This window comes from Phenylobacterium sp. CCH9-H3 (genome assembly GCF_001557235.1).
In the GTDB taxonomy this organism is placed as follows: domain Bacteria; phylum Pseudomonadota; class Alphaproteobacteria; order Caulobacterales; family Caulobacteraceae; genus Phenylobacterium.
Genome location: NZ_LSJI01000118.1, coordinates 38,218 through 53,714 on the forward strand (window position 1 = coordinate 38,218; position 15,497 = coordinate 53,714).

16 protein-coding genes and 1 pseudogene are annotated in these 15,497 nt (G+C 69.2%); 5 read left to right on the forward strand and 12 right to left on the reverse strand.

The window, feature by feature from the left end:
• Positions 1-70 precede the first annotated feature (70 nt).
• The 10 genes from AX721_RS11885 to AX721_RS11930 form a co-directional block, all read right to left on the reverse strand.
• Complete coding sequence (locus AX721_RS11885) at positions 71-649, reverse strand: histidine phosphatase family protein (RefSeq protein ID WP_369796592.1); 579 nt, start codon at positions 647-649, stop codon at positions 71-73.
• A gap of 8 nt (positions 650-657) precedes the next feature.
• Positions 658-1,443, reverse strand: coding sequence for an SDR family NAD(P)-dependent oxidoreductase (locus tag AX721_RS11890; protein WP_068876221.1), 786 nt, complete (start codon positions 1,441-1,443; stop codon positions 658-660).
• 16 nt (positions 1,444-1,459) lie between these two features.
• The gene (locus tag AX721_RS11895) at positions 1,460-2,293 is read right to left on the reverse strand and encodes an alpha/beta fold hydrolase (RefSeq protein ID WP_068876222.1); all 834 of its coding nucleotides are present in this window, start codon (positions 2,291-2,293) and stop codon (positions 1,460-1,462) included.
• A gap of 234 nt (positions 2,294-2,527) precedes the next feature.
• Positions 2,528-3,493 carry a zinc-binding alcohol dehydrogenase family protein gene (locus AX721_RS11900; protein WP_068876223.1) on the reverse strand — a complete coding sequence of 322 codons (966 nt, stop codon included), beginning with the start codon at positions 3,491-3,493 and terminating at the stop codon, positions 2,528-2,530.
• A gap of 58 nt (positions 3,494-3,551) precedes the next feature.
• A complete protein-coding gene (locus tag AX721_RS11905; RefSeq protein WP_068876224.1) occupies positions 3,552-4,712 on the reverse strand; it encodes a DegT/DnrJ/EryC1/StrS aminotransferase family protein in 1,161 nt (386 codons plus the stop codon).
• Positions 4,713-4,929: 217 nt separating this feature from the next.
• A complete protein-coding gene (locus AX721_RS11910; protein ID WP_369796593.1) occupies positions 4,930-6,234 on the reverse strand; it encodes an amidohydrolase family protein in 1,305 nt (434 codons plus the stop codon).
• 179 nt (positions 6,235-6,413) lie between these two features.
• On the reverse strand, positions 6,414-7,997 hold the full coding sequence (locus AX721_RS11915; protein ID WP_156467140.1) for an AMP-binding protein: 1,584 nt from the start codon (positions 7,995-7,997) through the stop codon (positions 6,414-6,416).
• A 79-nt stretch (positions 7,998-8,076) separates the two neighbouring features.
• Positions 8,077-8,478 (reverse strand): DUF2177 family protein, encoded by a 402-nt coding sequence (locus tag AX721_RS11920; RefSeq protein WP_068876225.1) that lies wholly within the window; start codon positions 8,476-8,478, stop codon positions 8,077-8,079.
• Between the two features lie 18 nt (positions 8,479-8,496).
• Positions 8,497-9,522, reverse strand: coding sequence for a cyclopropane-fatty-acyl-phospholipid synthase family protein (locus AX721_RS11925; protein ID WP_068876226.1), 1,026 nt, complete (start codon positions 9,520-9,522; stop codon positions 8,497-8,499).
• Between the two features lie 6 nt (positions 9,523-9,528).
• Complete coding sequence (locus AX721_RS11930; protein WP_231733129.1) at positions 9,529-10,320, reverse strand: DUF1295 domain-containing protein; 792 nt, start codon at positions 10,318-10,320, stop codon at positions 9,529-9,531.
• A gap of 131 nt (positions 10,321-10,451) precedes the next feature.
• Between AX721_RS11930 and AX721_RS11935 the strand changes: the two genes are divergently transcribed.
• Together AX721_RS11935 and AX721_RS11940 are read left to right on the forward strand one after the other, a co-directional pair.
• Positions 10,452-11,789: an NAD(P)/FAD-dependent oxidoreductase gene (locus AX721_RS11935; protein WP_068876228.1), complete on the forward strand. Its 1,338-nt coding sequence runs from the start codon at positions 10,452-10,454 to the stop codon at positions 11,787-11,789.
• A complete protein-coding gene (locus AX721_RS11940) occupies positions 11,789-12,565 on the forward strand; it encodes a DUF1365 domain-containing protein (RefSeq protein ID WP_068876229.1) in 777 nt (258 codons plus the stop codon). Before AX721_RS11935 ends, AX721_RS11940 begins: the two co-directional genes overlap by 1 nt.
• Here AX721_RS11940 and AX721_RS11945 read toward each other — a convergent pair.
• Positions 12,562-13,329 (reverse strand): bifunctional 2-polyprenyl-6-hydroxyphenol methylase/3-demethylubiquinol 3-O-methyltransferase UbiG, encoded by a 768-nt coding sequence (locus tag AX721_RS11945; RefSeq protein WP_068876230.1) that lies wholly within the window; start codon positions 13,327-13,329, stop codon positions 12,562-12,564. The genes AX721_RS11940 and AX721_RS11945 overlap by 4 nt on opposite strands.
• Positions 13,330-13,413: 84 nt before the next feature.
• Here AX721_RS11945 and AX721_RS11950 point away from each other — a divergent pair, with 84 nt between their 5' ends.
• Entirely contained in the window at positions 13,414-14,076 is a 663-nt protein-coding gene (locus AX721_RS11950; RefSeq protein ID WP_068876231.1) for a LemA family protein, read from the forward strand.
• Between the two features lie 103 nt (positions 14,077-14,179).
• A pseudogene (locus AX721_RS28760) lies at positions 14,180-14,488 on the forward strand (YgcG family protein); the annotation flags it as partial.
• Here the strand turns inward: AX721_RS28760 and AX721_RS28765 are convergent.
• On the reverse strand, positions 14,422-14,703 hold the full coding sequence (locus tag AX721_RS28765; RefSeq protein ID WP_068876232.1) for a hypothetical protein: 282 nt from the start codon (positions 14,701-14,703) through the stop codon (positions 14,422-14,424). The pseudogene AX721_RS28760 and the gene AX721_RS28765 overlap by 67 nt on opposite strands.
• Positions 14,704-14,825: 122 nt before the next feature.
• Between AX721_RS28765 and AX721_RS28315 the strand changes: the two genes are divergently transcribed.
• The gene (locus AX721_RS28315; RefSeq protein ID WP_068876233.1) at positions 14,826-15,446 is read left to right on the forward strand and encodes a TPM domain-containing protein; all 621 of its coding nucleotides are present in this window, start codon (positions 14,826-14,828) and stop codon (positions 15,444-15,446) included.
• Positions 15,447-15,497 lie beyond the last annotated feature (51 nt).

Genomic DNA, 15,497 nt, shown 5'->3' on the forward strand with positions numbered 1-15,497 from the left:
CCCGGGCCCGCCTTGGCGACGCAGACTGCGAGATGTCGCAGTCACAGGCGCTGCTACTCAAATTGGGGCGTCAGGGCGTGACGGGCTCGCAGTCGAACCGGTCGATGAGGCCGCCCCGGAGCCGGTAGACCGCGTCCTGGGGGACGTCCTGGTCCAGCGTCGCCTGGCGATCGAGATCGGCATAGACGCCCCGCGCCAGGCGCCCCCACACGCCGTGGCTGACCGCGATGACCCGGCGCTCGCCCTCCGGCGGCAGGGAGCCCAGCCAGTCCGAGGCCCTGGCGGCGACCTCCTCGAAGGTCTCGCCGCCGGGCGCGCCAAAGAACCACTCCCGGGTCTTGAAGACCTCGGGGTGGATGTGGGCGATCTCCGAGCGCAGCCGGCCCTCCCACTCGCCGCAGCAGATCTCGGCGAGGCGCGCGTCGATCTCGATCGGGAGGCCCGTCGCCTCCGCCACCATGGCGGCCGTCCTGCGCGCGCGGCCGATGGGGCTGGAGACCAGCCGGAAGCGGCCGCCGTCGTGGCGGACCAGGTCGGCGACCAGGCCCGCCATGGCGCGAGCCTGACGCTCGCCGAGCGGCGTCAGGTCGCTTTCTGTGTGGCCTTGGATGCGGCCTTCGCGATTCCAGAAGGTTTCGCCATGACGCATCAGCAGGATCATCGCTTGCGGCGCACCACCGGATGCGATGTGGAGAGGCCGCCGTCCACCGCCAGGGTTTGGCCGTTGACGTACGACGCCTCGTCCGAGGCGAGGAAGAGGGCGGCCGCCGCGATCTCCTCGGGCTCGCCGTACCGCGTGGTCGGATTGAGCTGGCCGATCTTGTCTTCGTTGCCGCGCGCCCGCGCGCCGTCGAAGATCGGTTTGGTCATGCCGGTCTCGATCAGGCCCGGGGCGACGGCGTTGACCCGGATGCCCGTGCCGTAGAGCTCGTTGCAGGCGGTCTGGACGAGGCTGATCACGCCCGCCTTCGACGCCGAATAGGCCGGTCCGCCCGCGCCGGAGCGGATGCCTGCCACCGAGGCGGTGCAGATGATCGAGCCCTTGCCGTTGGGGATCATGGCCTCTGACGCGTACTTCACCCCCAGGAACGCCCCGATCAGGTTCACCCGCAGGATCTCGGCCCAATAGTCCGCGGTCTGCTCGTGGAGCGGGGCGAAACCGCCTGAGATGCCGGCGTTGGCCCAGAACACGTCCAGGCTTCCGAACTCCGACTGCGCCCGGGCGACCAGCGACTGCACGAAGGCGTCGTCGCCGGCGTCGCCCTTCAGGGCCACGGCCTTGCCGCCCGCCGCCTTGATGGCCTCGGCCGTCTCGTCGACGCCATCGGCGCGATCGGCGATGACCATGTTCGCGCCCTCGGCCGCGAAGAGCTTCGCCGAGGCCCGGCCGATGCCGCTGGCCGCGCCGGTGATGACGGCCGTGCGGCCGGAAAGTCGTCCCATGGATTTCCTCGTTCTCTCAGGCGTTAGTCTTGGCTCGGGTCGCCGCGGCGCAGATCGCGTCGGCGAACACGTCGTACAGGCCGGGCGGCAGGTCGTGGCCCATCCCCGGGATCATCCGCAGCTCGGCCCCCGGGATGGCGGCGGCCGTGGCCTCGCCCCCCACTGGCTGCACCAGGGGATCGTCCGCGCCGTGCAAGACGACGGTGGGGACCCCGATGCGGCGCAGCTCTTCGGTCCGGTCGCCGTCCGCGCCGATGGCGGCGCGCTGGCGGCCCACCCCGGCGGGGTTGAAGGCGCGCCGATGCTCGGCGATCACCCGCTCGCGCAGCTGGGCGTCGCTCCAGGGGTAGCCAGGGCTGCCGATGGTGCGGGCGTTCTTCATCCCGTGCGCGACAAAGGCCTCGTAGTCCGCCTCGGGGCTGGGCGGCGGATTGCTGATCACCGCCATGGCCTCCGGGGTGGCGACCACGTTCCCCGACGGGGCGGACATGATCGACGTCATGGAGAGCACGCGGTCCGGATGGTCGATGGCCATCCGCTGCACGATCATCCCGCCCATCGACACGCCCGCGATGTGCGCGCGGGCGACGCCGGCCGCGTCCAGCACGGCCACGCCATCAGCCGCCATGTCCTTCAGGGTGTAGCGCTCGGTGGGCCAGGTGGAGAGGCCGGTGTCGCGGTTGTCGAAGCGGATGGTACGATAGCCGCGGCCGACCAGGATCTCGCAGAACGCCTCCGGCCAGCGGGTCATCTGGGAGCCCAGGCCATTGACCAGCAGGACGGCTTCCGGCCGATCGTCGCCGAAGGTCTGGTACTCCAGCTCGACGTCGCCGTTACGGGCTTTCGGCATCGCGTGTCCCTCCTTGCACATACCCTGTTGGTTGCACGCCAACGCCTGCGGCGATCCTGGCGCGTGAATCGACTGGTCTTCGCCGGGCTTGTGCGCCAATCATGGTCGTAAGAAACGCCTGGGGGGAGGGCTGAGCGAAGGCATGCGTGTGATCGTTCCCCTATTGCTGTCCCTGGCGATGTGGGCGTTCATCCTGCTCGGCCTTGCGGGCCTGTGGCTGAAGATCTTCGGGCGCTAGGGTATCAGCAGCACCCGGCCCACGGCCTGGCGGCTCTCGATGTAACGGTGCGCCGCCGCCGCGTCCGACAGCGGAAATTCCTTGTCGATCAGCACCTTGAGCTCTCCGCGGGCGACGTCTTCGATCAGGCGCTGGATATTCTTCTGCACCCGGTCGGTGGCGATCTCGGCGCCCAGGAAGACGCCCGACAGGCTCCGATTGCCGCCCATCATCGAGCCGACGTCCACCGTCATCGGCTCGCGCCCCGCCTGGCCCACCATCGAGACGCGGCCCCGATAGGCAAGGCTCAGAATCGACGACTGCAGCGTGGGGCCGCCCACCGAATCGACGATCACGTCGCAGCCCTTCTTGTCGGTGAGGCGCATGACCTCCTGCACGACGTCGTGGGTTTTGTAGTTGATGCCGTGGGTCAGGCCGTAGGCCTTGAGCCGTTCCAGCCTCTCGTCCGACGAGGCCGTGGCCAGCACCATCGAGGCGCCGGCGCGGGCCGCAAGCTGGATCGCCGCCACGCCCACGCCGGAGGCGCCGGCCTGGACCAGCACGACCTCGCCCTTCTTCATCCGGCCGAACTCGAACAGGCAGTCGTCGGCCGTGCCGAAGGTCACCGGGATCACGGCGGCCTCGCGCGTGCTGAGCCCGTCAGGAACCTTCCAGGCGGTTATGGCCGGAACGGCGCGCAGCTCGGCATGGCTGCCGAACGCGCCGGTCGTGCAGACCTTGTCGCCGACCTTGAACTTGCTGACCTCGGCGCCGACCTCGACCACTTCGCCGGCCGCCTGGTAGCCGACCACGTGCGGGTTCGTCATCAGCGGCCCGCGCCACCGGTTCAGGGTGTCGCCCCCTTCGATGGACACCGCCTCGACGCGGATGACGATGCCCTTGGGGTGGCATTGGGGATCGGGAACGTCCTCGTACTTCAGGACGTCGGGCCCACCGTTCTCGTAATAGACTGCGGCTTTCATCGGACGCTCCCTCAAACGCTTGTTTGAGTGAACTCCTCTCACGCACCGGCAGGCCCGTCTAGCCGTTCCGTTTCACGTAGTTGCGGATCGAAGAGATGATGTGGTCCTGATCGGCGTCGGTCAGGTAGGCGTGCATGGGCAGGGCCAGCACTTTCCCCGCGGCGGCTTCCGTCACCGGCAGGCCGCCGGGCTGAGGATAGCCGGCGTAGGGCGCCTGCTGGTGCAGGGGCACGGGATAGTAGACGGCGGTCGGCACGCCCTCGGCCTTCAGGTGGGCCGCCAATCCGTCGCGGTCGTCGGTCTCGATGACGTACTGGGCCCAGACCGAGACGCCGCCCTCGATCACCGGCGGGGCGCGGACCACATCGCCGAGACCCTCGGCGTAGCGGGCGGCCACCTTGTTTCGCGCGGCGATCTCGTCGGCGAAGATGGTCAGCTTTTGGAGCAGGACCGCGGCCTGGATCGTGTCCATCCGGCTGTTCATCCCGACCCGCATGTTCAGGTACTTGGGGTCGTGGTCGAAGGTGCGCCCCTCGAGGTCGGACTTCGCCGCCTGGCCATGGACGCGGAGCGACACCAGCAGGTCGTGGAACCGGGCGTCCTTGCTCAGCACCGCGCCGCCGTCGCCGTAGCAGCCCAGAGGCTTGGCGGGGAAGAACGAGGTGGTGGTGACGTCCGCCCAATGGATCGGGTGCTGGCCGCCCAGGGTGCAGCCGAAGCCCTGCGCCGAATCCGAGATCAGCTTAAGCCCATGCTTGTCGCAGACCGCGGCGATCGCGGGATAGTCCGCCGGCTGGCCGAACAGGTCGACGGCGATCACGGCGCGGGGGGTCAGCTTGCCGTCCGCCTTCACCGCCGCGATGGCGGCGTCCAGCTTCGCCGGGTCGAGGTTGTAGGTGTCGGGCAGGACGTCCACGAAAACCGGCGAGGCGCCCACCAGCGGCATGGCCTCGGCGGTGGCCGCGAAGGTGAAAGACGGACAGAAGACGGCGTCGTCGGCCCCGATCTCCCAGGCCATCAGGGGCAGGACCAGGGCCTCGGTGCCCGAACCGCAGGACAGCGCGTGCGGCGCCTGGCCGAAGGCGGCGAGCTCGGCTTCGAACTGGGCGATCTCGGGGCCCATGATGTAGGCGCCCGAGCGCACGACCTTGAGGATGGCATCCTCGAGGGGCTGGCCCAGCCGCTGGCGCTGGGACTGCAGGTCGATGAAGGGGATCATGGCCGCGGCTTATGCCCTGCGTCGGCGCACCGGGCCAAACACGCTTGGTTTCCCTTCTTTTCCCGCGGCCTCTCGTCCCTTCCTTAAGGGGAGGGACAGGCTGCGCAGCAGCCCGGGTGGGGGATGAAGGGCTACGTTCAGCGCCCGGTCGCCACGGCCCCACCCGTCTGTCGCTTCGCTCCATCCCCCCTCCCCATTAAGGGAGGGATGAAGCGCCTCACTCCTTGTAGATCGTCCCGTCCTTCATCACGAACCCGACCTGCTTGAGCACCTCGACGTCCTTCAGGGGATCGCCCGCGACGGCGATGAGGTCGGCGGCGTGGCCCGGGGTCAGCCGGCCGGCGACGGACGAGATCTGCAGATGGTCGGCGGCGTGCACGGTTGCTGACTGGATCGCCTCCAGCGGGGTCAGGCCCGCCTTGACCAGCAGGCCGAACTCCCCGGCGTTGTCGCCGTGGGCCGAGACCCCGGTGTCGGTGCCAAAGGCGATCTTCACGCCGGCGGCGTGGGCGCGGCGGGCCATGTCCAGCATCTTGGGGCCAGCCTCCAGCGCCTTCGCCGACTGCGCCGGCGTCAGGAAGTTGTTGGGGCCGCTGGCCACCCGATAGACGAAGTCTCCGGCCATCAGCGTCGGCACCAGATAGGCGCCGTTCTTCTTCATCAGGGCGATGCCCTCGGCATCCAGATAGGTGCCGTGCTCGATGGAATCGCCGCCGGCCTTCATGAAGCTGACGATGCCGTCCCCGCCGTGGGCGTGGGCGGTCACTCGCCGGCCCATCCGGTGGGCGGACTCCACGATCGCCTCCAGTTCCTCTTCGGCGAACTGCTGGGCCAGGCCCGCGGCGGTGTTGGAGAGCACACCGCCGGTGGCGGTGATCTTGATCACGTCCGCGCCCTTCCAGACCTGCTCGCGCACGGCCCGCGCGCAGTCGGCCGCGCCGGAGCAGACCGACCCGGGCCGCAGCACGTGCATCACGTCCTCGCGATAGCCGTTCACGTCGCCGTGGCCGCCGTGGACCGATATGGCCGAGCCGGCCGCCAGGATCCGCGGGCCGGGCACGTCGCCCAGGGCGGTCGCCTTGCGCAGGGCGAAGACCGCCTCGTTGTCGCCGCCCAGGTCGGCCACCGTGGTGAATCCGGCCATCAGGGTCTTCTTCGCGTAGCGCGCGCCGACCATGGCCTGCTCGGCCGAAGACTGGGTCACCTCCTCCAGGCGGGCGTTCGGGTTCTGCTGGCCGGTGATGTGGACGTGACTGTCGATCAGGCCGGGCAGTACGAAGCCGTCCTTCAGGTCCACGACCTTGCCGCCGGGCTCGGAGATGTAGCCGTCGGCGACACGCACAACCTTGCCGCCCTGGATCACCAGGGTCTTCTGCGTCTCGACCTTGCCGGTGGCCGGGTCGAGCAGGACGCGTCCGGCCTGGACGAAAGTGGTGGCCTGGGCCTGCGCCAAGCCCGGCGTGGCGACGATGGCGGCGAGCGCGGCGCCGAGGATGAAGGCCTTCACGGAATGGTCCCCCAGAAGCAAAACTGACGGGACCGTAGGTTCGAAGCCCGAAAAGCGCCAGCCAGAAGACTGGGGGCGCGTCAGCGCCGAAAGATCACCGCCAAGGCGCCAAGCGCGCCAAGGCGATGCAGGCCCCTCCGACCTCTTGGCGTTCTTGGCGTCTTCGCGGTCGGATGCCGCGCCTGCGCCATGCCTCAGATCTGTCGCGCACGGCCTTCCCAGTAGGGTGCGCGCACCTTGCCGCGCTGGATCTTGCCGGCCTCGGACCGGGGCAGGCTGGTCACGAAGTCGAGACTGCGCGGGACCTTGAAGCTGGGCAGGCTGTCGCGGGCGAAGGCCAGGATCTCCTGCTCGAGCAGGTCGGAGGGCTCGTAGCCCGGCTTCAGCAGGATGACCGCCTTGACCTGCTCGCCCCACTCGTCGTGCGGCACGCCCACCGTCGCGCTGTCGGCCACCGCCTCGTGCTTGATCAGCTCGTTGTCGATCTCCTGCGGGTAGATGTTCACTCCGCCCGAGATGATCGTCTCCGCGCTGCGCCCGGTGAGGAACAGGTACCCATCCTCGTCGAAATAGCCCATGTCACCCATGGTGAAATAGTCGCCGACGCGGCTGGCCTGGGTCTTCTTCTCGTCCTTGTAGTAGGTGAAGCCGCCGCCGGGCGGCAGCTGGTGATAGATCGTCCCCGAGACGTTCGGCGGGCACTCGTTCCCCTGCTCGTCCAGGATCTTGGAGCCCAGGAGCTCGGGGCGCTTGCCCACCGAGCCGGGCTTCCGCAGCCACTCTTCCGAATTGATCATGAAGCCCGCGCCGCCTTCCGATCCGGCGTAGTACTCGCTCAGCACCGGGCCGAACCAGGCGATCATGGCGTGCTTCACCTCGGGCGGGCAGGGCGCCGCGCCGTGGACGATGTACTTCACCGAGGAGATGTCGTGGCGGGCCTTCACCTCGTCGGACAGGGCCAGCAGGCGCTGGAACATGATCGGGACCAGGTGCATGTGCGTCACGCGCTGGGCGGCGATGGTCCGCAGCGTGTGTTCGCTGTCCCATTTGTCGAGGAAGACCAGGGTCGCGCCGGCGCCCATGGCGGCGCGAACGTCGAAGGCGAGCGGGGCGGCGTGATAGGCCGGGCCGGCGCAGAGCTGGACCGAGTCCTTGTCGTAGCCGCGCAGGGCGTACATCGCCTGGGGCGTGATCACCGGCGTTGGGCGGAAGACACCCTTGGGCCGGCCCGTGGTGCCGGAGGTGTAGAGCATCTGGTTGCCCAGGACCGGATCGTCGATGTCCGAGCCGTCGAGCCCCGCCAGCGCCGCGTCGTAGTTGACGAACCCGTCCAGATCGCCGCCGACGGCGATCTTGATCTTCAGGTCGGGCGCCTGCGCCGTGGCGGCGACGGCGGCCGAGATGCGGGTCTCCACGAACACCGCCTGGGCCTCGCAGTCGTTGAGGATGTAGGCGATCTCGTCGGCCGTGAGGTGCCAGTTGATCGGGGTGATCCGGAACCCGGCGCGCAGGGTGGCCGACTGGACCTCCAGGAACTCGTGGCGGTTGGACATGGCCAGCGCCACCGCGTCGCCCGCCTTCAGGCCGGCCTTGCGCAGCAGGCGGACGATCCGGTTCGCGTTGGCGTTCACCTCGGCGAAGGAGCGACGGGTTCCGTCCGGATCGACCACGGCCGCCTTGTTGGGCTGCACATCGGCCCAGACCGCCATGGTCATGCCGTTGAGGGCGGCCGCCTCGAGCCGCTGGTTCAGGTCCTGCCGTTCGAGCACCGCGTCCATGGCATCTCCTCCGCGTACAGATTTACACTGTATCGTGATCTATCTTCGAAAGAGAATGGCACGCGGAGGGCGGTGACGCCTAGGCCTTCATGCGACGGAACACCCAGCCGCCGACCGTCGCGCCCACGGCGGTCAGGAACGTGCCCCAGGTGATGTCGATCAGGGTGATGTGCGTGGACCAAACCTTGAGCGTCGCCTGGTTGGTCAGGTCGTAGGTGGCGTAGCAGAGGGCCCCCAGCATCCCGCCCGTGACGGTGGTCTTCAGCAGGGGCTTGTCGCGGGTCGGCCAGATCGCCAGGGCCAGGATGCCGAGGATGTAGGCGAAGTAGAACACCACCGCGGGCGGGAGCCTCGCCGAGGGCAGGGCCACCGGCTCAAGCGTCGGGAAATACACCTTCGGCCCGAACTGGGTCAGCCAGACGATGTCCAGCGCCAGGACCACGAGGGCCGTGGCGAAATAGGTCGCGATCAATCGGATCATTCGGTGTCCCCCCGGGCCCTAGGCCGGCCGCAGCCGATAGTGGCTCACGCCCCACTCGGTCCCGCCACGGTGGCCGAAGAGGCCGGCGGTGGCGAGGAAGAACAGCCGCCAGCGCCGATGCCAGAGCGTCGCGTCCTTGCCGTAGGTGGCCTCGAGCACCGGCCGGATGTTGGCGATGTTCCGGTCGTACAGGCCCAGCCAGTCGAGCGCGGTCCTCTCGTAGTGCTTGCCGCTCCAGCGCCAGTCCTGCTCGACCAGGAACAGGTCGGGGAACTGGGCCATCAGCCCGTGGCTGGGCATCACGCCGCCCGAGAAGAAGTACTTGCCGATCCAGTCGGCCTCATCGTTGAGGTCGAAGCGATACGGCGTCGTCCTGTGCGTGAAGACGTGGATGAACAGCCGGCCGTCGGGCTTCAGCCAGGTCTTCACCCGCCCGAGCAGGGCGCGCCAGTTCGACATGTGCTCGAACATCTCGACGGACACCACGCGGTCGAACGCGCCGGGCGCCTCGAAGTCGTTCATGTCGCAAGTGATCACCTCCAGGTTCGACAGGCCGCGTTCCTGGGCGCGGGCCAGGATGAAGGCCTTCTGGCTCGCCGAGTTTGAAACGGATGTGATCCTCGCCTTGGGGTAGGCTTTCGCCATCCAGAGCGACAGCGAGCCCCAGCCGCAGCCCAGCTCCAGGATCCGCTGGCCGTCCTGGAGGTCGGCGTGCTCAGCGGTCTCCTTCAGCGCATGCTCCTCGGCCTCGGCGATCGTGTCGCCGGCGTTCTTGTAGAAGCAGGACGAGTACTTCAGCTGCGGGCCCAGGCAGTTCAGGAAGAACTCTGCGGGCACCTCGTAGTGCTGGGCGTTGGCCGCATCGGTGTGTTCGGCAATGGGATGCTCGGCCATATCGCGCGCGAACGCCGCCTCGGTCCCCGCGCCGGCCTTCGAATGCTCGCGCCGCGCGTTCGCCACCAGCAGGTGGATGGCGGTCTTGCGGACGATGTCGGGCAGGGGCGCGCCCTCGAACGTGTCGATGGTGGCGGAGATCAGGCTCATGCGGACTCAGGGCTGTTTGGGTGGCAGGGGGAAGAAGACGCTGACCCGCTTTTGATAGTCGCGGAAGGCGTCGCCGCGCGACTTCAGCATCGCCTCCTCCAGCGGCGGGACGCCGGAGACATAGCGGAGCAGGCCGTACATGACAGCCGGCGCCGCGAGGGTCAGGACGCTGACGGGGCGCGACGGATCCAGGGCCATGACGGGATAGGCCATCCATCCCAGCCACTGGAAGAAGTAGTTCGGGTGCCGCGACCAGGCCCAGAGGCCGGTGTCGATGACCTTGCCCTTGTTGGCCGGATCGCCGCGGAAGCGCTTCATCTGGGCGTCCGACACCGTCTCGCCCACGATGGCCACGAGATAGATGAGCACAGCCAGGGTGTCGCGCAGGTCTAGGGAGGGCTCGGGCCGCTGCGCGGCGGCCACGACGCTCAGCGCCAGGAGCGCGGTGGCCGGCGCCTGGGGCAGGCTGACCCACAGCATTGTGAGGGGGTAGTTCTTCGCGGACTTGCGGAACGCCGCATAGCGCGCGTCCTCCGGGTGGCCGGCGACGCGGGGCGCGAGGTAAAGGCCGAGGCGCAGGCCCCAGAGCAGCATGAAGCCGGCGATCAGCAGGCGGCGGGCCTGGCTGGTGTCGCTGCCGCTGGCGACGACGGCCGCGCCCGCCAGCAGCAGCCCGGTCCCGAAACTCCAGAACACGTCCGTCCAGCCGCCGTTCTTCACGGCCAGGCCAAAGGCCCACGCCGCGACCATCACCACGGTCATGGCGAGAAGCACGCCCACTACGATCTGCAACAGCATCATCCAGCGATACGACCATGTTCCGCGACCAGACGCATCCGGCGCTGTGAGGCGGCCGTAGCATTTGCTAAGCACTCGGGCGCGCGTCGGACGCCGGGGGGCGTCGCGCGCAGACAAGGTTTGGAGTCCAGATGAGCGGCGGGGAGCGGCTGAGCGTAGCCGTGGTTGGTGGTGGGGTGGCCGGGCTGTCCGCCGCCTGGCTGTTGTCGGAGAAGCACGACGTCACCCTGTTCGAGGCCGACCCGCGGCTGGGGGGGCATGCCAATACCGCCGACGCGCCGGGCCATCACGGGCTCGTGCCGGTCGATACGGGCTTCATCGTCTACAACGAGAGCAACTATCCCAACTTCACGGCGCTCCTGGCGCACCTGGGCGTGCCCAGCGTCAACGCCGACATGAGCCTGTCGGTCAGCCTGGACGACGGTGCGTTCGAGTATTCCAGCTATGGCGCGCTGGGGGTCTTCGCTCAGAAGCGCAACCTCTTCTCCGCCCGCTTCTGGGGCATGCTGCGCGACATCACCCGCTTCTATCGGCACGCCCCCAGGGACCTTGCCCGGCTGGAGACGCCGCTCACCTCGCTGGAGGCCTATCTGGAAGAGAAGGGCTACTGCCAGGCGTTCCGCGACGATCATCTCCTGCCGCAGGCGGCCGCCATCTGGTCGACGCCGCTGAAGGAGATCGGCCAGTATCCCGCCGCCTCCCTGATCCGCTTCTTCCTCAACCACGGCATGATGAGCATCGTCGGCCGCGGCCTGTGGCGTACGGTGCAGGGCGGCTCCCGCGCCTATGTCGAGAAGCTGACGGCGGCGTTCCGGGGCGAGGCGCGCAAGGGCGTGCGGGTCGTGGGCGTCCGTCGCGACCCCAACGGCGCGGAGCTGCGGCTGGCCGGCGGCGGCCGCGAGCGCTTCGACCAGGTGGTGATCGCCACGCACGGGGACACGGCGCTGTCCCTGCTGGACGATCCGACGCCCGAGGAAAAGCGCCTGCTGGGCTGTTTCCGTTACAGCCGCAACCTGGTGGCGCTGCACACCGACGACGTCCTGATGCCCAAGCGGCGCCGGGCCTGGTCCAGCTGGAACCATATCGGCCGGCGCGACGCGCCCGGCGAAGGCGCGGTCAGCTACTGGATGAACCGGCTGCAGAGCCTGAAGAACGCGCCGCACCTGTTCGTGACGCTCAATCCCAACAAGGAGATCGACGCGGCCAAGCTGATCCGCACCGAAATCTACGACCACCCGCTGTTCGACGCGGCCGCCATCACCGCGCAGGCCGAGTTCTGGGATATCCAGGGGGTCCGGCGGACCTGGTTCTGCGGCTCCTACCTGGGCCACGGGTTCCACGAGGACGCGCTGCAATCGGGCCTGGCGGTGGCGGAGCAATTGGGGGGCGTCCGGCGCCCCTGGACCGTGGCGGACGAGAACGGCCGCATCCACGTGCGCCCGCCGGCCCTGGCGGAAGAGGCCGCCTGATGTCGGTCTCCGGGCTCTTTCCCGGGATCGTCTCGCACACCCGGCTGAAGCCCCGGCGCCATTCGCTGCGCTACCGCATCTTCATGCTGCTGCTGGACCTGGACGAGCTGGCCGAGCTGGACCGGAGCCTGAAGCTGTTCTCGCTACGCCGGTTCAACCTGGTCGGCTTCGATCCGCGGCGCCACGGCGACGGCTCGGCCACGCCGCTGAAGCAGCAGGTGGAGGCGCAGCTCGCGGCGGCCGGGATCGCCCACGGCGGGCCGATCCGCCTCCTGGCCATGCCGCGGATCCTGGGCCTGGCGTTCAATCCGCTGAGCGTCTATTTCTGCCACCGGCCGGACGGAGCGCTGAGCGCCGTGCTGTACGAGGTCAACAACACCTTCGGCGAGCGGCACAGCTACCTGATCCCCGCCGACGATGCGCCGGTCGTGAAACAGTCCTGCGAGAAGGGCTTCTACGTCTCGCCTTTCATGGACATGGACCTGAGCTACGCCTTCCGGGTCCGGCCGCCGGGCGACAAGGTCCAGGTGCTGGTCGATGTGGACGACGCCGAGGGCCGGGTGTTGTCCACCGGCTTCGTGGCCGAACGCCAGGCGCTCACCGACCGCAATCTGGCGCGGGCCTGGCTCGCCCATCCCTGGATGACCGTGGGCGTGGTCGCCGCCATCCACTGGGAGGCGCTCTTCATCTGGCTCAAGGGCGAGAAGATCCGCCAACGCCCGGCCAAGCCGGCATGGCCGGTCACCGTGGTGACGCCCGCAAAGATCGCCGCCTAGCCCTTCCGGAACACATAGATGTCGCCGACCCCGCCCAGGTCGATGGGCGGCCGATCCGGGACGAGGCCCGCGGTGGCGGCCGGCGGAACAGGGTCGGTCATGTAGTAGGTCAGCCGCTCGGCGCTGCGGTGCGCGATGCGGCCGGTCTCGTCGGCGAGGACGTACTCCAGAACCTGCTCAAGCCGGTTCACGCCCGGCTTGAAACTGCGCTCCAGCACGAACAGCAGCAGGGCGCGGCCGTCGCCCAGGTGCTGGTCCAGGACCGGGCGGCGCGGGTCGGGCGCGTCCAGGCCCTGCATGAGTTCGAGTTTCGGCAGATGGAAGGCGGCCAGGCCGCCGGGCGCCAGATGGCGGGCGGCCACGGCGAAGGTGTTGCGCCAGGCCGCGCCGGTCGGCACGTGGGCCAGGGTGAAGAAAGGGCAGATGACCAGGTCGAAGGTGCGCTTCAAGTCCAGGGAGGTCATGTCGCCTCGGCGCAGCTCGATCCGCTGCCGAACCTCTGGCTCCAGGCGCGCGACGGCGGCCTCGGCCTGGGACAGCATCACGGGCGAGATGTCCACGCCGCAGACCTGGAAACCGCGCTTGGCCAGACCCGTGGTCAGCCGGCCCGTCCCGGCGCCCAGCTCCAGGATCGACGCGCCCGCCGAGGGCAGATCGGCATAGATGTCCTCGTCGCCCAACAGCTTCGCGTCCGCACCGGTGATCCGGTCGTAGAACACGGCGCTGAGGCTGCCGGGCGCGTAATAGGGCTTGGCCTTGGCCATGGGCCCTTGTGCCGTCGGCGTTGCGCAGGATCAATGTCCAGGCCACATAACTTCAGCCTTCTGCGGGCTTCGAAGGGAACCTCGATGAACAGCCTGATCCGCCGTTTCCGGAGCCTTGCGCTCGTGCTGATCGCGCCCCTGGCGCTGGCCGCCTGCGGGGTCAATGCGATCCCCACCAAGGAGGAGAAGGCGAAAGCCCAGTGGGCCGAGGTGCAGAACCAGTACCAGCGCCGCGCCGACCTGATCCCCAACCTGGTGGCCACCGTGAAGGGCTACGCCGCCCAGGAAAGCAACGTGCTGGTCGCCGTGACCCAGGCGCGCGCCAGCGCCACCCAGGTCCGCTCGGACGCCGGCATCACCACCGACCCCGCCGCCTTCCAGCGCTATGCGGCCGCCCAGAACAACCTGTCCCTGGCGCTGGCCCCCATGCGCGTTCTCCAGGAGCAGTACCCGGACCTGAAGTCGAACGAGAACTTCATGGCGCTGCAGAGCCAGCTCGAGGGCACCGAGAACCGGATCGCCATCTCGCGGCGCGACTACAACGAGGCTGTCCGCGACTTCAACACCACCCTGCGCACGTTCCCGCAAATCATCTGGGCCAAGACCATGTATTCGTCCACGCAGCCGATGCAGCTGTTCCAGGCCACCGCTACGGCCCAGTCGGCGCCCACCGTGGACTTCGCGCCCACGGCCCCGCCCGCCGCCCCGCCCGCCGGCGCCGCGCCCGGGTCGCCGCCGCCGAAGTAGCTTGGGCCTGCTCCGACGCCTTCGGGTCGGGCTGGCGCTCGCGCTGGTCCTGCCGACCCTCGCCCTCGCGGCGCCGAGCTTCCCGCCCCTCACCGGGCGGGTGGTGGACAATGCCGAAATCCTGTCGCCGGCGGCGGAGGCGCGGCTGACCCGGGAGCTGGCGACGCTGGAGCAACAGACCGGCCACCAGCTCGTCGTGGCGACCCTGCCCGACCTGCAGGGCTACGAGATCGAGGACTACGGCTACCAGCTGCTCCGGACCTGGGGCATCGGCCGCAAGGAGCAGGACGACGGCGCCATCCTCATCGTCGCGCCGAACCAGCGGAAGGTGCGGATCGAGGTTGGCTATGGGCTGGAGCCGGTCCTGACCGATGCGCTCTCCAGCCTGATCATCCAGCGCGCCATCCTGCCAGCCTTCAAGGCGGGCGACATGGAGAAGGGCGTCGTCGACGGGACCGAAGCCATCGCGCGCCAGATCGGCCTGCCGCCCGAAGAGCAAAAGGCGGCCGTGGCCGAGGCGGAGTCGGCCCCGAAAGTCACCATCGCCGCCGACGAGCGGGGCGACAGCGGCGTCGGCGTTCCCCTGATCGTCATCATCGTCATCGTCTTCTGGGTGCTGAGCGGCATCCTCCGCGCCTTCGGCGGGCGTCGCCGGCGGGGCGGCAGCGGCCTCTGGTGGCTGTTGCCGTTCATCCTCTCGGGTCCGGGCTCCAGCCGCCGAGGCGCGGACGACAGGCGAGATCTACTGCGTGCTGGCCGAGGAGAGTGCGGATTATCACGCGACGCCGCTGGCCTGGGCGGCGGGCGTCGCCCTGCTGGCCCCCACGATCCTGCTGCTGCTCGGCATCGAGGTGACGGCGCCGGACATGTCCCTGTTCGGCGGCTGGACCGCGGACCAGGTCGAGGACGTGGGCGAAGCCACCGCCCGCGCCGCCCTGGTGGGCACGCTGCTCATGCAGGGGCTGCTGTTCGTGGCGACCCTCTTCATCGTGGCCATCCCGCCGGTGCGCCGGGCGTTGACGCCGCGGGGCTTCAAGCGCGAGCGCGTCCGGACCCGCGCCGAGGAGCAGTTCCTGTCCAAGAACCTCCACGCCACCCGCGAGCGGACCGGGGTGTTGATCTATGTCTCGGCCGCCGAGCGGATGGCCGAGCTGATCGCGGACGAAGCCATCCACGCCCAGGTTCCTGAGGACACCTGGGACCGGGCCATGTCGGTCCTGGTCGCCGGCCTCAAGCGGGGTCGGCCGGCCGAGGGCTTCACCGCGGCCGTAGCGCTCTGCGGCGATGTCCTCGCCGAACGCTTTCCGTCCCGGCCCGGCGACAATCCCAACGAGCTGTCGGACGCGGTGGTCTTGCTGCCGCGCGCCTGACGGCGACTCCAAGCTGAAGCTGCGACCTATTCACATAGGCTGTTGTGGCGC

Excerpts from the sequence above, each read along its gene's own strand:
- AX721_RS11885 (WP_369796592.1), bottom strand. The coding sequence starts at position 649 with ATGCGTCATGGCGAAACCTTCTGGAATCGCGAAGGCCGCATCCAAGGC.
- AX721_RS11890 (WP_068876221.1), bottom strand. The coding sequence starts at position 1,443 with ATGGGACGACTTTCCGGCCGCACGGCCGTCATCACCGGCGCGGCCAGC.
- AX721_RS11895 (WP_068876222.1), bottom strand. The coding sequence starts at position 2,293 with ATGCCGAAAGCCCGTAACGGCGACGTCGAGCTGGAGTACCAGACCTTC.
- AX721_RS11900 (WP_068876223.1), bottom strand. The coding sequence starts at position 3,493 with ATGAAAGCCGCAGTCTATTACGAGAACGGTGGGCCCGACGTCCTGAAG.
- AX721_RS11905 (WP_068876224.1), bottom strand. The coding sequence starts at position 4,712 with ATGATCCCCTTCATCGACCTGCAGTCCCAGCGCCAGCGGCTGGGCCAG.
- AX721_RS11915 (WP_156467140.1), bottom strand. The coding sequence starts at position 7,997 with ATGGACGCGGTGCTCGAACGGCAGGACCTGAACCAGCGGCTCGAGGCG.
- AX721_RS11920 (WP_068876225.1), bottom strand. The coding sequence starts at position 8,478 with ATGATCCGATTGATCGCGACCTATTTCGCCACGGCCCTCGTGGTCCTG.
- AX721_RS11925 (WP_068876226.1), bottom strand. The coding sequence starts at position 9,522 with ATGAGCCTGATCTCCGCCACCATCGACACGTTCGAGGGCGCGCCCCTG.
- AX721_RS11930 (WP_231733129.1), bottom strand. The coding sequence starts at position 10,320 with ATGCTGTTGCAGATCGTAGTGGGCGTGCTTCTCGCCATGACCGTGGTG.
- AX721_RS11935 (WP_068876228.1), top strand. The coding sequence starts at position 10,452 with ATGAGCGGCGGGGAGCGGCTGAGCGTAGCCGTGGTTGGTGGTGGGGTG.
- AX721_RS11940 (WP_068876229.1), top strand. The coding sequence starts at position 11,789 with ATGTCGGTCTCCGGGCTCTTTCCCGGGATCGTCTCGCACACCCGGCTG.
- AX721_RS11945 (WP_068876230.1), bottom strand. The coding sequence starts at position 13,329 with ATGGCCAAGGCCAAGCCCTATTACGCGCCCGGCAGCCTCAGCGCCGTG.
- AX721_RS11950 (WP_068876231.1), top strand. The coding sequence starts at position 13,414 with ATGAACAGCCTGATCCGCCGTTTCCGGAGCCTTGCGCTCGTGCTGATC.
- AX721_RS28765 (WP_068876232.1), bottom strand. The coding sequence starts at position 14,703 with ATGCCGCTCAGCACCCAGAAGACGATGACGATGATGACGATCAGGGGA.